The organism is Vreelandella alkaliphila (assembly GCF_016107625.1).
Taxonomy (GTDB): domain Bacteria; phylum Pseudomonadota; class Gammaproteobacteria; order Pseudomonadales; family Halomonadaceae; genus Vreelandella; species Vreelandella alkaliphila.
The window spans coordinates 194,200-211,361 of record NZ_JABASV010000005.1 but is presented as its reverse complement, the minus strand read 5'-3'; the positions used below and the strand labels follow the sequence as shown (position 1 = coordinate 211,361).

Genomic DNA, 17,162 nt, shown 5'->3' with positions numbered 1-17,162 from the left:
CGTCAATCACGCAGCGACGCATAATACGCGCGAATATGGTCAGTTTCGTGGTAGTTCGTTGTTTGTTTTTTAGGCTCAATCGACGTGGTGCTATCGGCTTGAGCTAGCGTGACGTGACCTACAGCAGCGGCCGCACCGGCAGCGGCGGTACCAAGCCCAACGGTTTTCATAAACCGGCGGCGCTCAGGGTTGTGTGACGAGTGCATGGGTTTCTCCTCTATCATGCCCTTATTCTTCTGCATGGCCTGCTGGCCCTATTATTCGCTTACCGCTGCGCACTGCCACTCACGGTGTGACGTCGCGCGCCGCGTCAGTTGCGGTTGTCGTTGGCTCCACAATCCGCACCGCTTGATAGGCCGCTCTTTCGCTCAACGTTGCCTGCTCGCTTTCCATGAACGCGCCGCCTAACTGGCCAAGCGATGCGTAAAAAACAGTGTCTACTTTAGAGAGGTCGTCAAAGCAGTGCGTTGACCAGGGAGCAATGTGTTGCTGGAAAAAGTAGCTCTGCTCGCTGCTTTGGGACGTAATTAGCATCGCCATCACCTCACATATAGCAGCCAAATGATCTTCTGGCTCGCGGGTATGCTCGCTACGCTCAAACCCCAGCGCCCGAAGATCCTGGCGTAATGCAACTAATGCTGCCTCCATTAATTCCCCGTTGCGGTACCAAGACGCGTAAGGCACTACCTCGCCCTGAATGACGCCAACAAGAAGGCGAAAGTGGGCACGCTGAAGGCTATCTACACTGCTTTGGCCAGCAGCACTTGAGAGCGCTGCCCAACACTCCGCCAGTCGGCTGCCGTCTTGTTCAATGTCTAGGCTGGCTAGCCACGTTAATAACTCACTGTCAGGAGCTTGCCGTAGCAGGCTGGCTAAAAGCTGATAAATATCGGCCCGCAGTGCGTCGGTCTCGCTAAGTGTGGGCATTGCATCACTCATTGCTTTACACCTTTAGTTGCGCATCCGGGTCACGGATCATAGTTTTCCAGACATCTTTGACCCGACAGTCCTCGCACATTTCTAGCCGCGCTAGCGCATCGCCCGCGAAATAGGGGTGATTAGCTAGCTTCGCTTTGATCGTTGCTATCGTACTGGCAGTGGCAAACGGCTTGCCGCAGCCAATGCACTCAAAAGCCGCCTCTTCGTGGCAAATGTGCCGTGTGTCGCGTTCCGGTGCAGCCAAAAAACCAGGAAGCAGCGTAATCGCGTCTTCAGGGCACGCCTGTTCACAGAGCCCGCACTGCACACAGTCGGACTCCAAGAAACTTAGCGCTGGTGTATCGCCTCCTGCTTTCAATGCCGGCGTCGGACAATTACTAACGCAGGCATGGCAGAGCGTGCAGGCTTCACGATCTACTTGAATGCCGCCATAAGCTGCCCCTTCAGGCATGCTATGCCGGTCATTGCTAGGCGCTCCAAGTGCCGCCAGTGTTGCTAGCACTTGATTAAAACGGGCACGCTTATGAGGCTCGGTAAAGGTCAGCGCAGCGGCGGTTAAGGGCGTAAGCGTGGGAAGTGCATCGCGCTCATCAGTCGGCTCCGGCTGCAGCAGCTTAATCCGCGTAGTGTCATGCCCCAGCGCTTCTAGCAGGCCGTGGGCTTGGGCGACTTGATGGGTGATAAACGTGGTTAAACGAGGCGGCATCTCATCGTGCAACTGAATACGTACTTCAGCTGCCCCGTTCACCAGCGCGGTAAGCCACTGATCGTGGCCAGCAGCACCCAGCTCTTCAAGCGGGACATCAAGCAAGTGGCCTGGCGTCACAACACCTGCTTTGCGTTCAGCATCAAGAGAGTCATGGGTGACAAAACGCATCACAGGCGCTTGACCACCCGCCTCGCGGTAGGCAGCCAACCACGTCGCTAAGGTGTCTTGCTGACGACGAGTTTCCGGCAGGCGAAATTCAATCGCACCGGTTGGGCAAGCACTGGTACAACTGCCCACCCCTTGGCAAAGGAACGGGTCAATTTCAATACGCGATTCAATGCGCCCCTGAAAGCTGGAGATAGCATCTGCAGGGCAAACATCCAAACAGCGCGTACAGCCAACGTTGCCACTCGCGGAATGCGCGCAGAGATCACTATTAACCTGGAAATAGCGTGGTTTATCGAACTCACCGACGAGGTCAATAACGCTTTCCAACACCTCACCGCGCTGAGATTCTTGTACCAACCAGTCCAGGCACACATAGCCTGGCGGGGGGATTTCCCATGACTGAGTACTGTTCGACGAGCCTGCTGCCGATAAGTCGAGCACCACATCAAACACGTCACGCTCAATTAGTGCTTGAGCCAGATTGAGCGTGTCGCTATCCTCGGGCGCTATTTCAACGCGAAAGGCACCAAGATAACCAGTGATTCGCAGCTGAGATTGCTGGGTATCGCTTAACGTTTGGCAGGTAAGGGGTTCACTGGCAGCCGCTAAATCAACTGCAGAATCAGTTGTCAGCAGCGTCAACGATGCCAAGCCACGGCCCTGTAACACTCGGGCAGCTTGGCTAACCTCATGTGAATTACCCATCAACAGCGCATGGCCGCGGCTGTGATAAGTCACGTTAGCAGGCGTTAAGTTAACCGGCCACGAGATACGCTGGCGTACCGCTTCGCGGGCGGTGACGTTAATCTGGTCATCTACCGATGCCAGTTGGATTCGTTGGTTCATGCATTCTCACGGTCAGAAAGTCGTTTTTTTTATAATTAAAAGTCATGTTTTTTTACTTTAATGGCATATCTTAGCGCTTTCTCTACCTTGAGCGTATGGTGCCTAGGCGTTTTTTGCCACTTTAAAGCGCATTGGCGTCTCAACGCCTCATCACCATAATCATCATAACCAGCTGTTTATAAAAAATTTATTCTTTACTAATACATTCGTCTACCTTGCTATTGGACGAATCAGACTGGTCGTCTAGTGACGTTTTTTGTACAAAACCACTATCACTTGTACAGGCATCAATTTCTTCAGGTGGGGTAGTAGTGTCGTCATCTGCGATGTTCTCATCGTCTGCTTCTGCGGGCCTATCTACTGCCTCTTCCGCTTTGTTTGCCCAACGGCGAAGCTTGCCTGCCAGTTCAGTAGCCATAGGCTTAAGCTGCTGACGATAATCAGCATCGTAGTCATCCAACCCATCGCGCACGTTGTAGTTACCGGTGGCCCATAGTCTTTTTAGGGCACGGCGGCGCAGTGCAGCGCTAACACCTGGTGCCATGAACGCGCTGAAATCACTGCCTGCCGGTAAGTGATCAGGGTCGGGTAAAGTGTGATCTAAGCTGCCAGGAAGGGGGGGCGCGTCATCAACGCTAGCCTCTGCATCCAACGATTCAGTATCGCTGGAAGTAGCACTTAGCGCATCAGCCTCTAGCCCTAGCTCTGAATTCGGCTCTGCGCTGCCGTTGGGAGGGTTATCTAATGCTGCGTCTGCTTCGTCGCTTTCAACGCCACGCTTTTTACGTGACCAGCGTTCAAGTCTGCTCACTGGGGCTGCTCCTTGGTCGGGGTTTCTTTAGCCCGACCGGCCCCCTTATGTTTCTTTTTGCGCTTTTCTGGTGGTGCTTCACCATGACGCGCTAAATAGCTTTCCAGCCATACCTGAATCGCCATCGGCATCGATGCTTCGAGTACCTGTTGTTCACCATCAAGCCAACCTGCTGCGACATCTTGGCTTGCGGTAATAGCATCAGGCTTGGGCGCTTGCCCGGTAAAACCAGCGCGAACAAAAAGACGCGGGGTTGCTGACGTGAGGTTAAAGCGGTAGGCCGCACGCTCTGTCATCGACAGCTGAAGGCTAAGCACATAGTCACCTTGCTCACCAGGCGTGAGCTCAGCGATACGCCATTGCGTTAAGGTAAAGCCCCTCACCTGCTTGGGCTCTGCCACCAAGGTAATGCTCAAAGAGCGCAGATTCTCACTCATACGGATAGACCACCTTAGACCTTGAATGGGTAGACAAGTAAGCCTTTTGAGCGCCATCATCGTCAACTCAGAGTGTTTTACTCAACTATTATAATTCACATGTATGCGTTACATGATTCTTCACTAGGTTCCAACGAGGATTGCGGATGCCCGCCCTTCAGTTAAGCCGAGCCCGCTTACCGGCCACGACGACAATCGATGTGCTGGATGCTTACGGCGACTCTCGCCAACAAGCCATCGCCGCAGAGCGCGCGCTGACGGTTTATCTCAATAAGCGTGAAATTGTCACGCTAATGACGCTGGGCGATGACCCTGAAGCCTTGGTGGTGGGCTACCTACGCAACCAGGGATTGCTGCGTCGCGCGGAAGATTTATTGGCGGTACAGGTGGATTGGGAGGTGGAGTCCGCAGCTGTCGTCACCGATTATTTACCTGACGATTTAGACAACCGGCTAAGTACCCGTACCGTCACCACGGGTTGCGGTCAGGGGACCGTGTTCGGCAAATTACTGGAACAAACATCGCTCTCTGCGTTACCTGAGACACCGCTGGCGCAATCAACGCTTTATCAATTACTAACCAATTTGAATACCTACAACGAGACCTATCGCAGCGCGGGAGCAGTACACGGTTGCGCGCTGTGCCACCAAAGCCGCGTGCTCGACTTCGTTGAAGATGTCGGACGTCACAATGCGGTGGATACCCTGGCAGGCCACCAGTGGCTCAACCAGGCCGAAAGCAGTAGTGCTGATATTTTCTATACTACTGGCCGCCTAACTTCCGAAATGGTGTTGAAAGTGGCGCAAATGGGGATCAGCGTGCTGGTTTCACGTTCAGGGGTGACCCAAAAAGGTGTGGAGCTGGCGGAACGCTTCGGCGTGATGCTGATTGCTCGGGCTAAAGGCAAAAACTTCCAGGCGATTAATACCGCTAACCGCCTAACGTTAGATGCCATCCCAGCCAAACCACCCAGTGCGCGCACGTCTAAGGAGGCCGGTATATGATCACCCCGCAAACCCTCACTGGCATGATTCTCGCGGGCGGCGAAGGCCGCCGTATGGGTGGCCGTGACAAAGGCCTTGAACCCTTCGCTGGGCTACCGCTCGTGGCCCATGTAGCTAAGCGCTTTGATGGCCATGTCTCTGAACTACTGATCAACGCCAATCGCAACACTGATGCCTATGCACTGTTTGCAACCCGGGTTATTGAGGACGCGGAAGGTGGCTTTAAAGGCCCCTTGATGGGCATTTATAGTGGCCTACGCGCTGCTAAAACATCCTGGCTACTGGTTGCCCCTTGCGACTCACCTGCCCTACCTAATGACCTCGTGGCGCGTATGGTGGCGGGCATCACCTCAGCGAGTGGTGAACACGATATCGCCGTTGCGTATGACGGCGAGCGCCTGCACCCAGTCGTCGCGCTGCTGCGCACCTCGCTTGCCGATGACTTAGCGAATGCGCTGGCTGAGGGCGAACGTAAAATCGACCGCTGGTACGCTCGCCACTCATGGTGCAAGGTCGATATGTCGGATTGCCCGGAAACGTTTGCCAACCTCAATACTGAAGAAGAAAAAGCTCGGCTGGAGCTAACACTAAGCACTATCTTTAAAGATCCAGCCTCAAAGGAAACATCATGAGCCTGTCGTGCTTCGAACTCGGTGAGCAAATGCTCAGCGTTGACGCAGCGCGAGAGGCACTGCTGTCCTTGGCTGAACAGCCCGTTGCGGTAGAGTCGGTAGCGCTTAGCCAAGCTCATGGTAGGCGCTTAGCCACCGATATCACCGCGCCAATTAACGTGCCACAGAATACCAATGCAGCCATGGATGGTATCGCCCTGGCGTGGCCAGATGAGCAGCCTCAGCAAACCAAATGGCCGATTGCAGGCGATGCCTTTGCCGGACAGACGTTTGAAGGCAGCGTACCTCTCGGCCAGTGCGTACGCATTACCACAGGCGCTCCCTTACCGTCAGGCACCGACACCATTATCATGCGCGAGCAGCTTAGCGAGCATGACGGCAGTGTCACCATTGATTCCCCTGAGCGGGTTAGCCATGGTCAGCATGTGCGCCAAGCGGGGGAAGATATTGCCCTAGGCGAGGTAGCACTGGTAGCTGGCACGCGGCTAGATGCCGCCTGTTTGGGGTTAATCGCCTCACTGGGCTATGGTGAGGTTTGTGTTTTCAGGCGTCCAAAGGTGGCGATTTTCTCTACTGGAAATGAGGTCACTCCCCCTGGCGAAGCGCTGCCCAGCGCAGGCATTTACGACACCAATCGTTTTACCTTGATGGGCTTGCTCAACGAACAGGGTGCCGAAGTTGTGGATTTAGGCATTTTGCCTGATGACCCCACCACCATTCAAAACGCCCTGGCTAGCGCAGCCAAGCAGTGTGATTTAGTCATTACCAGTGGGGGCGTTTCTGTCGGCCACGCCGATTACACCAGGGAAGCATTGGAAACATTAGGCCAATTAGCTTTTTGGCGCGTGGCGCTGCGACCCGGACGCCCCATGGCCTGCGGCTGGCTGGGTGAATCGCGCAAACCATTTGTCGGCTTACCCGGCAACCCCGTCGCGGTCATGGTAACCTTTAGTCAATTCGTGGTGCCATTATTGGAGCGTTTACAAAATCAACCCTTCGTTCCACCGAGGCGTTTAACAGCCATTACCCAAACTCCGCTAAAAAGTCGCCTAAAGCGCACCGATTTTATACGTGGCATTTATTCAAGCGATGCTCACGGTGTGCTGCAGGTACGTAGTACCGGAGCGCAAGGGTCTGGGATTTTAACCTCGATGGTAGCTGCTAACTGCCTGATTGAACTGGGTGATGATCAAGCAGGCGCCCAGCCAGGCGACGCAGTCTGCATCCAACCACTGACGAGGTGGCAATGACCAAACAACCAATTGCCGAAAAACTCATTGATGATTTCGGACGCCGTGTCAGTTATGTACGCATTTCCGTGACAGATCGCTGCGACTTTCGCTGCGTTTACTGCATGAGCGAAGAGATGACCTTCCTGCCAAGAGCTCAGGTGCTTACGCTGGAAGAACTCGCCATGGTGGCTCAAGCGTTTACCGAATTAGGCGTTGAGAAAATCCGCTTAACCGGTGGCGAGCCGCTAGTGCGTAAAGGCATTGAGCAGCTCGTGGACGACATTGGCGCGCTTCCAGGGCTCAACGACTTCACCATGACCACGAACGGGGCCAGTCTGCGTAAACACGCCAAACGGCTCTATCAAGGGGGGCTGCGCAGGCTCAATATCAGCCTCGACTCTCTTGACCCCGAGCGCTTCAAACAGCTGACTCGGACAGGTGATTTAGCGAAAGTGATTGACGGCATTCACGCCGCTAAAGAAGCTGGCTTTTCACGCATCAAGCTTAACGCTGTGATTCTCAAGGGGCGCAATGATGATGAAGTGCTGGACCTCGTCACGTTCGCTCGCCAAGAAGGGCTGGATATCAGCTTTATCGAAGAGATGCCGCTGGGCGATGTGTCTGACCACTCGCGGGCCGAGACCTTTTACTCTAGTGACGACGTTCAAGCGTTGATCGAGACACGCTACCCACTCATGCCGTCAACGGAAACCACACCTGGGCCTTCGCGCTATTTTAAAATGGCCGATAGCAGCAGTCGGATTGGCTTTATTTCGCCCCATAGTCACAACTTTTGCGATAGTTGCAACCGCGTTCGGGTAACCGTTGAAGGCCGTCTACTGCTCTGCCTCGGCAATGAACACTCGGTCGATTTGCGTGCTGTACTGCGCCGGCATCCTGGCAATATGCAGGCGTTGAAAACAGCCATTATTAATGCCTTGCCGCTCAAGCCCGAGCGCCATCACTTTACTACCGATGGCGATGTCCAGGTGGTGCGCTTTATGAATATGACAGGGGGTTAAAGGTTGTCAGCCACTCGCGTGCCAGTGCATATCATTACTGGCTTTCTCGGCAGCGGTAAAACCACGCTTATCCACAGCCTAATCGAGCAAAAGCCTGTGGATGAGAAGTGGGCCATTTTAGTCAATGAGTTTGGCCAAATTGGCATTGATCAAGCAATGTTTGAACAACGCGACGATGTCGTCGTCAAGGGGCTCCCCGGTGGCTGCCTATGCTGCCAGCTGGCCTTTGTGCTGCAGGCTGCGCTGGTCAACTTGCTCGCCCGCAACAAACCAGACCGCGTCATTATTGAGCCTTCGGGGCTTGGTCACCCAGCTGGCTTACTCGATCTGCTGCGCGGCGAAGCCTTTCAAGACGTTGTGGCCGTTCACGATATTATTGCCACCCTAGATCCGCGCCGGTTAGATGAATCTCGGGTCCGTGAACACGAGACCTTTCAAGATCAGTTGGCCATGGCCGATGCCATCGCCATTACGATGGGTGAGCAAGCTAGTAGCGAACAACATGAGCAGGCGCAGCGGTTTGTGACGGAACTCTGGCCACCACGCAAGTGGGTTCATCGCAGTGAGCATGGCACTATGCCGCTATCGCTGCTGTTGAACAGCGGCCAGACCAGTGCCCAAAAAGATACCACTGTTCCTGATACGCATCGTCAAATGATAACAACCCCCACGCTGGAAGGCGCTTTTTTTGATGCAGCCCCTCCGCTGGGCCAACCTCAGCACAAGACGGCTAGCTCCCTTGGATACACCAGCACGGGCCTCCGTTGGCACCCCAGCGAACGCTTTGACCTTGATCGTTTGGCCGCCCACTTAGGTGAGTTTCCCTCATCTGCGCGAGTAAAAGGCGTCTTTCATACCGAGCAGGGCTGGAAGCAGCTCAATCGAGCCGATGGAACACTTAGTCTCGGCAATAGCGCCTGGCGGCAGGATTCACGGCTTGAAGTGATTACCCCTGATAATGACGCTGATACCCACACCAATTTACTGACAGAACTGCAATCATCAGGAGCACTGCTGGGCTAAGAACGCTTTCTCGATAGCGTCTATCGGCATAGGGCGTCCAAATAAATAGCCTTGAAAAGCTTGGCAGCCATGAGCCAGCAACCACGCTTTCTGGCTCTCTGATTCGACGCCTTCGGCAATGACATCAAGATTTAAGCTTTTTGCCAGGGCAATCGTACTCTCCACAATGGCCGCATTAGCGCTGCTTTCTAACACTTGATGGACAAACGACTGATCGATCTTGAGCTGATCAAGTGGCAACTGCGCAAGATAGGCCAGCGATGAATAGCCAGTGCCAAAATCATCCAGAGAAAAACGCACACCTTGGGCTTTCAGGCTTAGCATTTTGTCACGGGCATCGTCGCGCGTTTCCACAAACAGCGACTCGGTAACCTCAAGCTTTAGCCTCTCAAGCGGTGCTTTTGTCCGCTTAAAAACCTGCTGCAAGCGAGATAAAAAATCGCTATCGCGAAACTGCAGTGGGCTGATATTCACGGAAATAGTCAGTTCACGCAGGTGTGGCGTTGCTGCCCAACAGGCTAGCTGACGGCATGCATCTTCAATGACCCACTCACCAACCTCATTAATCAGCCCGGTACTCTCTAATAGCGGAATAAACTCGCCAGGTGAAACCATGCCACGCTCTGGGTGCTGCCAGCGCAGCAGTGCCTCAACTCCAGTAAAGTGACCAAAGCGATTAACTTGAGGCTGGTAATAGAGACGCCATTGATGACTCTCCAATGCCTGCCGCAAGTCGGCTTCAAGCTTAACCCGTGCCAGTAGCGTAGCCTGCATCGAAGGATCAAAAAAGCGTATGGCATGACGCCCACTCGCTTTCGCCTGTAATAAGGCCATATCGACCTGCTGAAGGTAGTCTTCGGCGCTTCGCTGGCTATCGGACACAACCGTAATCCCAACGCATGCGGTCACCATGACTTGCTCTTCAGAAAAGCTAATCGGCTCATCAAGTGCCACCAGAAGTTTCTGGGCAATATGCTCTGCTAAGCGGCGTGTCCGGCGTGGGCTTTCATCCACGCCCTCAATAAGCACTGCAAATTCATCACTACCCAGACGAGCCAACGTATCGGTATCGCGCAACATTTGGCCAAACCGCTGAGCAACCCGCTGAAGTAACTGGTCGCCAGCGAGATACCCCAGGGTATCGTTAATATAGTTGAAACGGTCAATATCAATCACCAACAACGCCCCACATCGCTGATGGCGGTTTAGCTCTTTTAGTGCTGTCTCCATTCTGTCCATAAACAGGCGTCGATTTGCGAAGCCCGTTAATGGATCGTAAAACGCGAGCTGATGGATCTCTTGCTCAGCGGCTTTACGCTCACTGATATCACTCATCGTGGCAACGTAATTGGTGAGCACTCCGTCTGCATCGTAAACAGCACTGATCGTCAGCCACTCAGGGAACAGCTCACCATTTTTGCGCTGATTCCAGATTTCACCTTCCCAACTTCCTGTGGTCATCACCCGCTTCCACAAGCGCTGATAAAACGCTGCATTATGGTGGCCCGAGCTAAACATACGTGGGTTCTTACCGATCACCTCTGCATCGCTATAGCCGGTTATACGCTTAAACGTCTCATTAACTTTTAAAATATTTCCCCGAGCATCCGCCACTATGATGCCCAGATGTGCTTGAAAAGCAGCCGCGGCAATCTGCAGCTCCACTTCTGCGCGCTTCGCTTCGGTAATATCACGGTTCACCGATAACACTCCCTCAAACTGTCCAGCACTACTTATTAGCGGACTCACGGTGGCATGAAAATGGTGTGGCTGTGCATCAATGGTCAGCGGATACTCAAATCTTTCTACTTTATGCAACTGCTGTACTCGCTCAAAAACGGCGGCAAATGCACGAGCTAAGGGAACAGGTAAAACATGTGAAAAGTGTTTCCCCAGCGCATCTTGGCTTTGAACAAGTAGCTGCTCAGGGGAAACCGCATGGATATAGCTAAAGCGCCCTTCCACATCAAATACAAAAATCAAATCCTGGATCGAGTGGACTAGGGCATCCATACGCGCCCCGCGCGCTTGCGCTTCGGCTCTTGCTAGCTCTCGTTCTTTTATTCGCTCATGTAGTTGATAAGCTAACGCGAGGCGGTTTAGGTAGTGGCGAACGCCCCAGGCTCCCAATAGCGTAATCAAACCAGCGACCAACAATAACACCAGCAAACGCTGGCGCCATCTTGTCATCAGCGTATGAAGGTCAACGCCCACTGCAACAAATACCGGATAGTCACTAATGCGTTGCATGTGAAATAAGCGTTTACTTCCGTCAAGGGGCGAGATCGCGGTTAATGTCCGATCAAGATTACCGCTATTTAGCCAGCGCTGTGTATCAGGTGCATCAAGTTGGCTACCAATGAGCATTCCTTCATGGGGAGCCGGGTGCCGAGCAACCACTTTTAGATTTTCATCTATCAGTGCCATACTCTCACCGTCGTACAGTCGCATTTGCTGCAGCGCACTATTGAGGATATGCGGCATGATGCGAGACATAATCACACCAGCGAAATCACCCTGGTCATTCACTAGACGCCTGCCATGGTAGAGAAAGAAACGCTGCTTGCTTGCCGACCAAATAAGCGGCGTCATCATTTCGTCTTGGCCACCTTGTTGAAAGGTGCGGAAAAAAGCGCTGTCGCCAACCCCCTCCCCAACATGTCGATTATCGTTACTGCTTAGACGTAGGCGCCCCTGAGGGTCTAAGACACTAACACTATCGATCAGTGGCACGTACTCGGTAAGATTGTCTAGCGCTCGCTGGACGGCAGTTGCACTTTCCGCCCCTAAACTATCCAACTCCGAATCGTTTGCTTGCTGAACATCCAACAGCTCGGCCAGACTAAACAAACCTTGGCTGCTCTGCCCAAACATGCCTTTCACCCATTCTGACACCACATTCGCACGGGCAATCACGCGGGATTCAGCCGCATTAACTTCTTGGTGATATTGGCCTTTGAGCAACCAGCCAAACAGCGCAATCATCATACATAACGACAAAATATAGAGCGTAATAACGCGCTGTTTTTGGCGCCGAAAGCCAGGCATTGTCTGGCTTTTGTTAGTTACCCGATCACTGCGAGGTAGCAGCATTATATGTAGGCCTTATTCAGATATCCCGAAGCACACCTGATACAGTATAAAAAGAACGGTGAAAGATAGACCACAGCGGCTCCTCGTAAGCGGTGCTAAATAGTGGCGCGGCTTGTTTTTGATGTATATCTATTTTCAGCAAAAAAGCTCATAAAAGTCGTTATTTTACTTAATAAGAGGCTGCCATGGCATCGTTAGGCCAAATGAGTGACTACGAAGTACGCTTGGTACGTATTTTTAAAACGGTAGTGGAATGCGGTGGTTTCACCGCTGCGGAAACCGCTTTAGGCATCAGTCGCTCAGCCATTAGCCAGCACATGAATGATTTAGAAGGCAGGCTAGGCTTTTCACTATGCCAACGTGGCCGAGGCGGCTTTAGTTTAACCGAAGAAGGCAAAGAAATTTACCAAGCAGGTTTGACGCTACTGACCGCGCTCGAAGCCTTTAAAAGCGATGTCAATGCATTGCATCATACCATTAAGGGCGAACTAAATATCGGCATCACCGATAACTTGGTTACCTTGCCCGCCATGCATGTTACTGATGCGCTCGCCGAGCTAACAGCGCCAAACCATGAAGTCACCGTTAATATCCATATGGAACCTTCGGATGCCGTTATTCGAAGCGTAATGGATGGCCATTTGCATGTCGGCGTAGTGCCCGCCGTTAATTTACCCACCAGCTTAGAAACACACTTGTTGTATGAGGAGCCTTCGTTTCTTTACTGCGCAGTTGGCCACCCCTTGTTTGATGAAACTGATGAAGCATTCACAGCTGAACAGATCGCCGCTTATCCAGCGATAACACCTCGCTACCCACTCCCTAGCGATGCGCGTAAAGCACATGATGCGTTAAATTTACAAGCGTCTGCCTCTGATCGGGAGGGCGCTGCGTTTTTGATTCTCACTGGACGCTTTATCGGTTTTCTTCCAGAACATGTTGCCGCCCAATGGGTTAATGCCAATAAGATGCGCGCCCTTCAGCCGGGTACCCAGTGTTATCAGATTCCGTTTGTTCTAATCACTCGCCATGATCGCCGACCCAACCGGGTGGTCGATGCATTTTTAGGATTTGTGAAAGGCGCAAAATAGCTCACCTGGTTATGCCAAGCACAAAATAATCAAAGCTCGGCGCTTAGCCGAGCTTTGATTATTAACGACGTTTATATATAACGAGTTTATAGCACCGCCCTCCTCTGTGAGGGCGGTCACGCTTTGCGCAACAGCTTGTTCCGCTATAAGAAGGCGACATAGCGCCTCTTCTCTTGAGACTATGAGAAACCATCGCATATAGAACACTTTCTCATAAAAGGAACTCCGATGAAGCCTACCTCTTTTGCCACTAAATTCGTTCCTACATTCGCCACAGCCGTACTGTTTTCAGCCATCAGCGTAAACGCTCATGCCGAACAGCGCCTCGCCACCTTCGACTTAGGCAGTCTAGATACGTTAGATGCGCTGGGCTTAAGCGAGCAGGTGGTTGGCGTCCCCAAGCAGAGCCTGCCCACCTACCTAGAGCAATACGCTAGCGACCGCTATAGCGATATTGGTGGCCTGCGCTCACCGGATATGGAGGCCATCAGCGCTAGCGAGCCTAGCCTGATTCTTTACACTGGCCGCCAGGGCGATTGGGAAGAAGCGCTTGGCGATATTGCACCGCTACTTAACACCAGTTTGCAAGGCGATAACTACCTCGCCGCTTTTGACGACAACGTGCGTGAGCTAGCCAGCCAATTTGGGGCGGAAAGTGAAGCCGATGAGGCACTTGCAACGCTCCACACAGAGATCGAAGCGCTACGCGAAGCACTCAGCAATGCCCCCAGGACACTGGTCGTCACTCACAACGGCGGCAACCTGATGCTTAACCAACATCCCGTCGTTCACGATGTGCTAGGCGTGGAAGCGCTCAACATGCCGGAGAGTGTGACCTCAGAAACCCGTGGTGAACGCACCTTTACACCGCTTTCTGCTGATGCCATTGCCGACATCAAACCAGACGTTGTGCTGGTCATTGATCGCAGCGCCGCCATTGGCGATGAACCTGCGGATGCCGACCAACTGCGCCAAGCACTAGCCGAGGCAGGTACTACCCCCCAGCTAGTGATGCTAACCCCGGCACTTTGGTACCTCTCCGGTGGCGGCCTACAAAGCTTAGCGCTACAAGTTGAAGAGGTCGCTGCTGCGCTGAATTAAGTGCTCGCTGAATCCTCATGAATCTTGATCTGGTAAAGCGCGCAATAGATCACCGGTAGCACGATAAGGGTGAGCAGCGTGGCAACACCGAGACCACCAATCAGCGCGACCGCCATGCTGGCGAAGAATGCATCACTAATCAGCGGTATCAGCCCCAGCATGGTGGTCAGCGCAGCCATTGAAACGGGTCGCACGCGACTAATAGCGGCGCGCACCACGGCGTGATAGCGATCTTTGTGCAACGGCAGTTGCACATTGATCTCTTCTACCAGAACAATGGCATTCTTGATCACCATCCCGATTAAACTCAGCGTGCCCAGCAGCGCCATAAACGAGAAAGGCAACCCGGTTAGCAGTAACGCGGCCACTACGCCGACAATGGTCAACGGCACCAAAAACCAGATCGCCAGCGGCTGACGGAAGTTATTAAACAACACCACCGTGATAATAAACATCATCACCAACCCAAGAGGCAACGATGCAAATAGGCCGCTCTGGGCTTCACCGGCAGTCTCAAATTCACCGCCCCACTCAAGCCGATAACCGGGTGGCAATTCAAGCGCCTCTACTTGAGGCCGAACCTGAGCCAATACGCTAGCCGCCGTCACACCACTGAGTGGGTCGGGTTCGCCATACACCGCCAGCATACGCTCTCGGTCACGGCGCATGATTAGTGGATCTGCTACCTGGGTCGTCACATCGCGCATCACTTGATCCGCAGTGATGTAGCGCCCCTGTTCGGCGCTCCATACGTTTAGCGACCCTATGTTGTCGATATCGTTGCGCTGCTCGGGTATCGCTCTAGCGACAATCGGAATCAAGTCGCTGCCGTCACGGTAGATGCCCACCTGACTACCACTCGTACTCAGCGCCAGTGTGGCTGCCAGATTCTCGCGCGTAACGCCCAGCCGTCGCGCTGTGTCTTCGGCAAAAATTGGCACCACGGCCTGAACACGGTTACGCCAGTTGGTGCGGACACTGACCATATTAGACGTATCACTAAACAGTGCTGCGACTTGATCACCTAGCTGGCGTAATACAGCGGGGTCGCTGCCGTAAAGCCTGGCTTCGATCTTGGCTTTCGGGGCAGGGCCAACTTCCAGCGGGGCAATTTTATAGTCGATATCGCTGTGATCGCGCTCAAGTACGGCTTCGATATCCGCCATGCGCGCTTGCTGTATCGCTTTGTCATCGGTTTCGACAATTAGCTGAGAATAGCTGGCATAGCGGTCTTCCGGCGCATAGGTCAGAGTAAAGCGCTGGGCACCGCCGCCTACCACGGTGGTGAGATGGCGGACACCCTCCATCTCCATAACCACCTCTTCCAGCTCTGCAACCCGCCGCTCGGTTTCCAGAATATCGGTGCCTTCCGGCGTGCGGTAATCAACAAAGAAGATGGGCGTATTCGAGGCAGGGAAAAAGGCATTTTTGACGGAACCAAAACCGACAACCGCACCTGCCAGTATGACCATCACCAGACCAAGTGTTAGCCAACGTAGCCGGATACCCGCCACAATCACGCGGCTAAACAAGCGGTACACCCCCCCTTTGTAAGGATCTTCATCTGTGCTGCTAGGCGCCACATTGCGAAATAGCAGTTTGAAATAGAAAGGCGTGAGCGTCAGCGCTGTCAGCCAACTTAGTAGCAGTGAATACAGCAACACATAGAACAGCGAGCCGATGAATTCACCGGTGGTATCTGGCGACAACCCAATCGGTGCAAAGGCGGCAACTGCGATTAGTGTAGCTGCCAGCAGAGGCCATGCGTTTTGCCGAACCACCTGATGCGCCGACTCACGAATACTTTGGCCACGCTTTAGGCCCACCAGCATGCCTTCAGTGACCACAATGGCGTTATCAACCAGCATCCCCAGGGCGATAATCAGCGCCCCCAGCGAGATTTTTTCCAATTGCAGACCGTGAATGCGCATCAGCATAAAGGTGCCAATAATGGTAATCAGCAGAATAAAGCCCATTAGTAGCCCGCTGCGCCAGCCCATAAACAGCATGAGCACTACGATCACAATGGCCACCGCCTGAATCAGGCTGATTAAAAAACCGGATACCGCCTCATCCACCACGCTCGGCTGGTCATAGACCACGTTGAGTTCCATACCCAATGGGGTGCGTGCTTCCAGTTCTTCAAGCCGCTGCTCAAGGCGGGCACCTACTTCGACCACGTTGACGCCGCTTTCAAACGAGATGCCCAGGGAAATAGCCGGTCGCCCCATGTCGCGGTAAAGCTGCTGCGGTTGCTCGGTCAAGCCACGGGAAACCTCTGCGATATCGCTCAGCCTTACCAGCTCGCCCTTACCTTCACTAACGATTAACGCGCGTAAATCATCAATATCGGCGGAACTACCCGAAGGCGTTACTCGGAAACGCTGCCCCCCCTGCTTCAAGTGACCCGAGTCCACTACGGCATTTTGAGTATTAAGCAATTGCTGGAGTGAACTTAGCGGAATGTTCAGCGCACGTAGCCGCTCTCGGTCAACTTCTATAAAAATGCGCTCCTCTCTTACCCCAGCCAGAGACACCTTTTCAACGCCGTCGACCAAGGCGAGTTCACGCTTAAGAAACTCGGCTTGGCTTTTTAAATCGGGCATGGCATAGCCATCACCGGTCAGGTTAATCATCAAGCCGAACACATCGCCAAAGTCATCGTTAACTCGTGACTGGCTAGCACCTGGCGGCAAGGCGGCCTGTGCATCGCCAACTTTACGGCGTAACGAATCCCACAGCTGCTGAAGCTCATCGTTTTGCACCGTGCTTTGCAGCTCGATGGTGATTTGCGAAAACCCGTTAGAACTCACCGAGCTGATGCGTTTAATCGCGGGCATTTCTTGAATGGCTTCTTCTAGCGTCGAGGTGACTTCCTGCTCCACTTCTTCTGGCGTAGCGCCAGGATACTGGGTGGTGACTAGCGCATTACGAATGGTAAATTCAGGAAACTCAAGCTGCCCCATGCCAGTGAAAGCGAGCGCCCCGCCGAAGAGCAGCACCACGGTCATTAAATAACTAGCGGCCCGGTGGCGTAAGAAGTAATCAACCATC

Annotated in this window: 14 protein-coding genes; 7 read left to right on the top strand and 7 right to left on the bottom strand. The window is 53.3% G+C overall.

The genetic code is table 11. The features are described from left to right. Positions 1 to 2: 2 nt before the first annotated feature. From JFC11_RS09725 to JFC11_RS09705, 5 genes are all read right to left on the bottom strand, one after another. Entirely contained in the window at positions 3 to 206 is a 204-nt protein-coding gene (locus JFC11_RS09725) for a twin-arginine translocation signal domain-containing protein (RefSeq protein WP_089040658.1), read from the bottom strand. Between the two features lie 79 nt (positions 207 to 285). Continuing rightward, the gene (locus tag JFC11_RS09720) at positions 286 to 939 is read right to left on the bottom strand and encodes a TorD/DmsD family molecular chaperone (protein ID WP_198349453.1); all 654 of its coding nucleotides are present in this window, start codon (positions 937 to 939) and stop codon (positions 286 to 288) included. Between the two features lie 4 nt (positions 940 to 943). Then, a complete protein-coding gene (locus tag JFC11_RS09715) occupies positions 944 to 2,662 on the bottom strand; it encodes a 4Fe-4S binding protein (RefSeq protein ID WP_198349452.1) in 1,719 nt (572 codons plus the stop codon). 187 nt (positions 2,663 to 2,849) lie between these two features. Beyond that, positions 2,850 to 3,473 (bottom strand): DUF3306 domain-containing protein, encoded by a 624-nt coding sequence (locus tag JFC11_RS09710; RefSeq protein ID WP_198349451.1) that lies wholly within the window; start codon positions 3,471 to 3,473, stop codon positions 2,850 to 2,852. Continuing rightward, positions 3,470 to 3,910, bottom strand: coding sequence for a DUF3305 domain-containing protein (locus JFC11_RS09705; RefSeq protein WP_051626367.1), 441 nt, complete (start codon positions 3,908 to 3,910; stop codon positions 3,470 to 3,472). Before JFC11_RS09705 ends, JFC11_RS09710 begins: the two co-directional genes overlap by 4 nt. 146 nt (positions 3,911 to 4,056) lie before the next feature. Here JFC11_RS09705 and JFC11_RS09700 point away from each other — a divergent pair, with 146 nt between their 5' ends. From JFC11_RS09700 to JFC11_RS09680, 5 genes are read left to right on the top strand one after another with little or no spacing between them, the layout of a single operon-like run. Then, a complete protein-coding gene (locus tag JFC11_RS09700; RefSeq protein WP_198349449.1) occupies positions 4,057 to 4,914 on the top strand; it encodes a formate dehydrogenase accessory sulfurtransferase FdhD in 858 nt (285 codons plus the stop codon). Next, positions 4,911 to 5,546 carry a molybdenum cofactor guanylyltransferase MobA gene (gene mobA / locus JFC11_RS09695; RefSeq protein ID WP_198349447.1) on the top strand — a complete coding sequence of 212 codons (636 nt, stop codon included), beginning with the start codon at positions 4,911 to 4,913 and terminating at the stop codon, positions 5,544 to 5,546. Before JFC11_RS09700 ends, mobA begins: the two co-directional genes overlap by 4 nt. Further along, complete coding sequence (moeA, locus tag JFC11_RS09690) at positions 5,543 to 6,796, top strand: molybdopterin molybdotransferase MoeA (protein WP_198349446.1); 1,254 nt, start codon at positions 5,543 to 5,545, stop codon at positions 6,794 to 6,796. Before mobA ends, moeA begins: the two co-directional genes overlap by 4 nt. Continuing rightward, a complete protein-coding gene (gene moaA / locus JFC11_RS09685; RefSeq protein WP_232482849.1) occupies positions 6,793 to 7,800 on the top strand; it encodes a GTP 3',8-cyclase MoaA in 1,008 nt (335 codons plus the stop codon). The genes moeA and moaA overlap by 4 nt, the downstream gene beginning before the upstream one ends. A gap of 3 nt (positions 7,801 to 7,803) precedes the next feature. Continuing rightward, positions 7,804 to 8,823: a CobW family GTP-binding protein gene (locus JFC11_RS09680; protein ID WP_198349444.1), complete on the top strand. Its 1,020-nt coding sequence runs from the start codon at positions 7,804 to 7,806 to the stop codon at positions 8,821 to 8,823. Here the strand turns inward: JFC11_RS09680 and JFC11_RS09675 are convergent. Next, positions 8,803 to 11,916, bottom strand: a complete 3,114-nt coding sequence (locus JFC11_RS09675) for a bifunctional diguanylate cyclase/phosphodiesterase (protein ID WP_198349443.1) — start codon at positions 11,914 to 11,916, stop codon at positions 8,803 to 8,805. The genes JFC11_RS09680 and JFC11_RS09675 overlap by 21 nt on opposite strands. A gap of 185 nt (positions 11,917 to 12,101) precedes the next feature. Here JFC11_RS09675 and JFC11_RS09670 point away from each other — a divergent pair, with 185 nt between their 5' ends. Both JFC11_RS09670 and JFC11_RS09665 read left to right on the top strand, forming a co-directional pair. Then, a complete protein-coding gene (locus tag JFC11_RS09670) occupies positions 12,102 to 13,007 on the top strand; it encodes a LysR family transcriptional regulator (protein WP_198349442.1) in 906 nt (301 codons plus the stop codon). Between the two features lie 228 nt (positions 13,008 to 13,235). Beyond that, positions 13,236 to 14,108 (top strand): ABC transporter substrate-binding protein, encoded by an 873-nt coding sequence (locus JFC11_RS09665; protein WP_038478607.1) that lies wholly within the window; start codon positions 13,236 to 13,238, stop codon positions 14,106 to 14,108. On the opposite strand, the gene JFC11_RS09660 is transcribed toward JFC11_RS09665, so the two are convergent. Then, a complete protein-coding gene (locus JFC11_RS09660) occupies positions 14,105 to 17,161 on the bottom strand; it encodes an efflux RND transporter permease subunit (RefSeq protein ID WP_198349441.1) in 3,057 nt (1,018 codons plus the stop codon). The two genes, JFC11_RS09665 and JFC11_RS09660, sit on opposite strands and share 4 nt — an antisense overlap. Position 17,162 lies beyond the last annotated feature (1 nt).

What these genes read in the sequence shown, in the direction of transcription:
- JFC11_RS09705 (WP_051626367.1), bottom strand. Translation starts at nt 3,910, where the DNA reads ATGAGTGAGAATCTGCGCTCTTTGAGCATTACCTTGGTGGCAGAGCCC.
- moeA (WP_198349446.1), top strand. Translation starts at nt 5,543, where the DNA reads ATGAGCCTGTCGTGCTTCGAACTCGGTGAGCAAATGCTCAGCGTTGAC.
- JFC11_RS09660 (WP_198349441.1), bottom strand. Translation starts at nt 17,161, where the DNA reads ATGGTTGATTACTTCTTACGCCACCGGGCCGCTAGTTATTTAATGACC.
- JFC11_RS09675 (WP_198349443.1), bottom strand. Translation starts at nt 11,916, where the DNA reads ATGCTGCTACCTCGCAGTGATCGGGTAACTAACAAAAGCCAGACAATG.
- JFC11_RS09670 (WP_198349442.1), top strand. Translation starts at nt 12,102, where the DNA reads ATGGCATCGTTAGGCCAAATGAGTGACTACGAAGTACGCTTGGTACGT.
- JFC11_RS09720 (WP_198349453.1), bottom strand. Translation starts at nt 939, where the DNA reads ATGAGTGATGCAATGCCCACACTTAGCGAGACCGACGCACTGCGGGCC.
- JFC11_RS09665 (WP_038478607.1), top strand. Translation starts at nt 13,236, where the DNA reads ATGAAGCCTACCTCTTTTGCCACTAAATTCGTTCCTACATTCGCCACA.
- moaA (WP_232482849.1), top strand. Translation starts at nt 6,793, where the DNA reads ATGACCAAACAACCAATTGCCGAAAAACTCATTGATGATTTCGGACGC.
- mobA (WP_198349447.1), top strand. Translation starts at nt 4,911, where the DNA reads ATGATCACCCCGCAAACCCTCACTGGCATGATTCTCGCGGGCGGCGAA.
- JFC11_RS09725 (WP_089040658.1), bottom strand. Translation starts at nt 206, where the DNA reads ATGCACTCGTCACACAACCCTGAGCGCCGCCGGTTTATGAAAACCGTT.
- JFC11_RS09715 (WP_198349452.1), bottom strand. Translation starts at nt 2,662, where the DNA reads ATGAACCAACGAATCCAACTGGCATCGGTAGATGACCAGATTAACGTC.
- JFC11_RS09700 (WP_198349449.1), top strand. Translation starts at nt 4,057, where the DNA reads ATGCCCGCCCTTCAGTTAAGCCGAGCCCGCTTACCGGCCACGACGACA.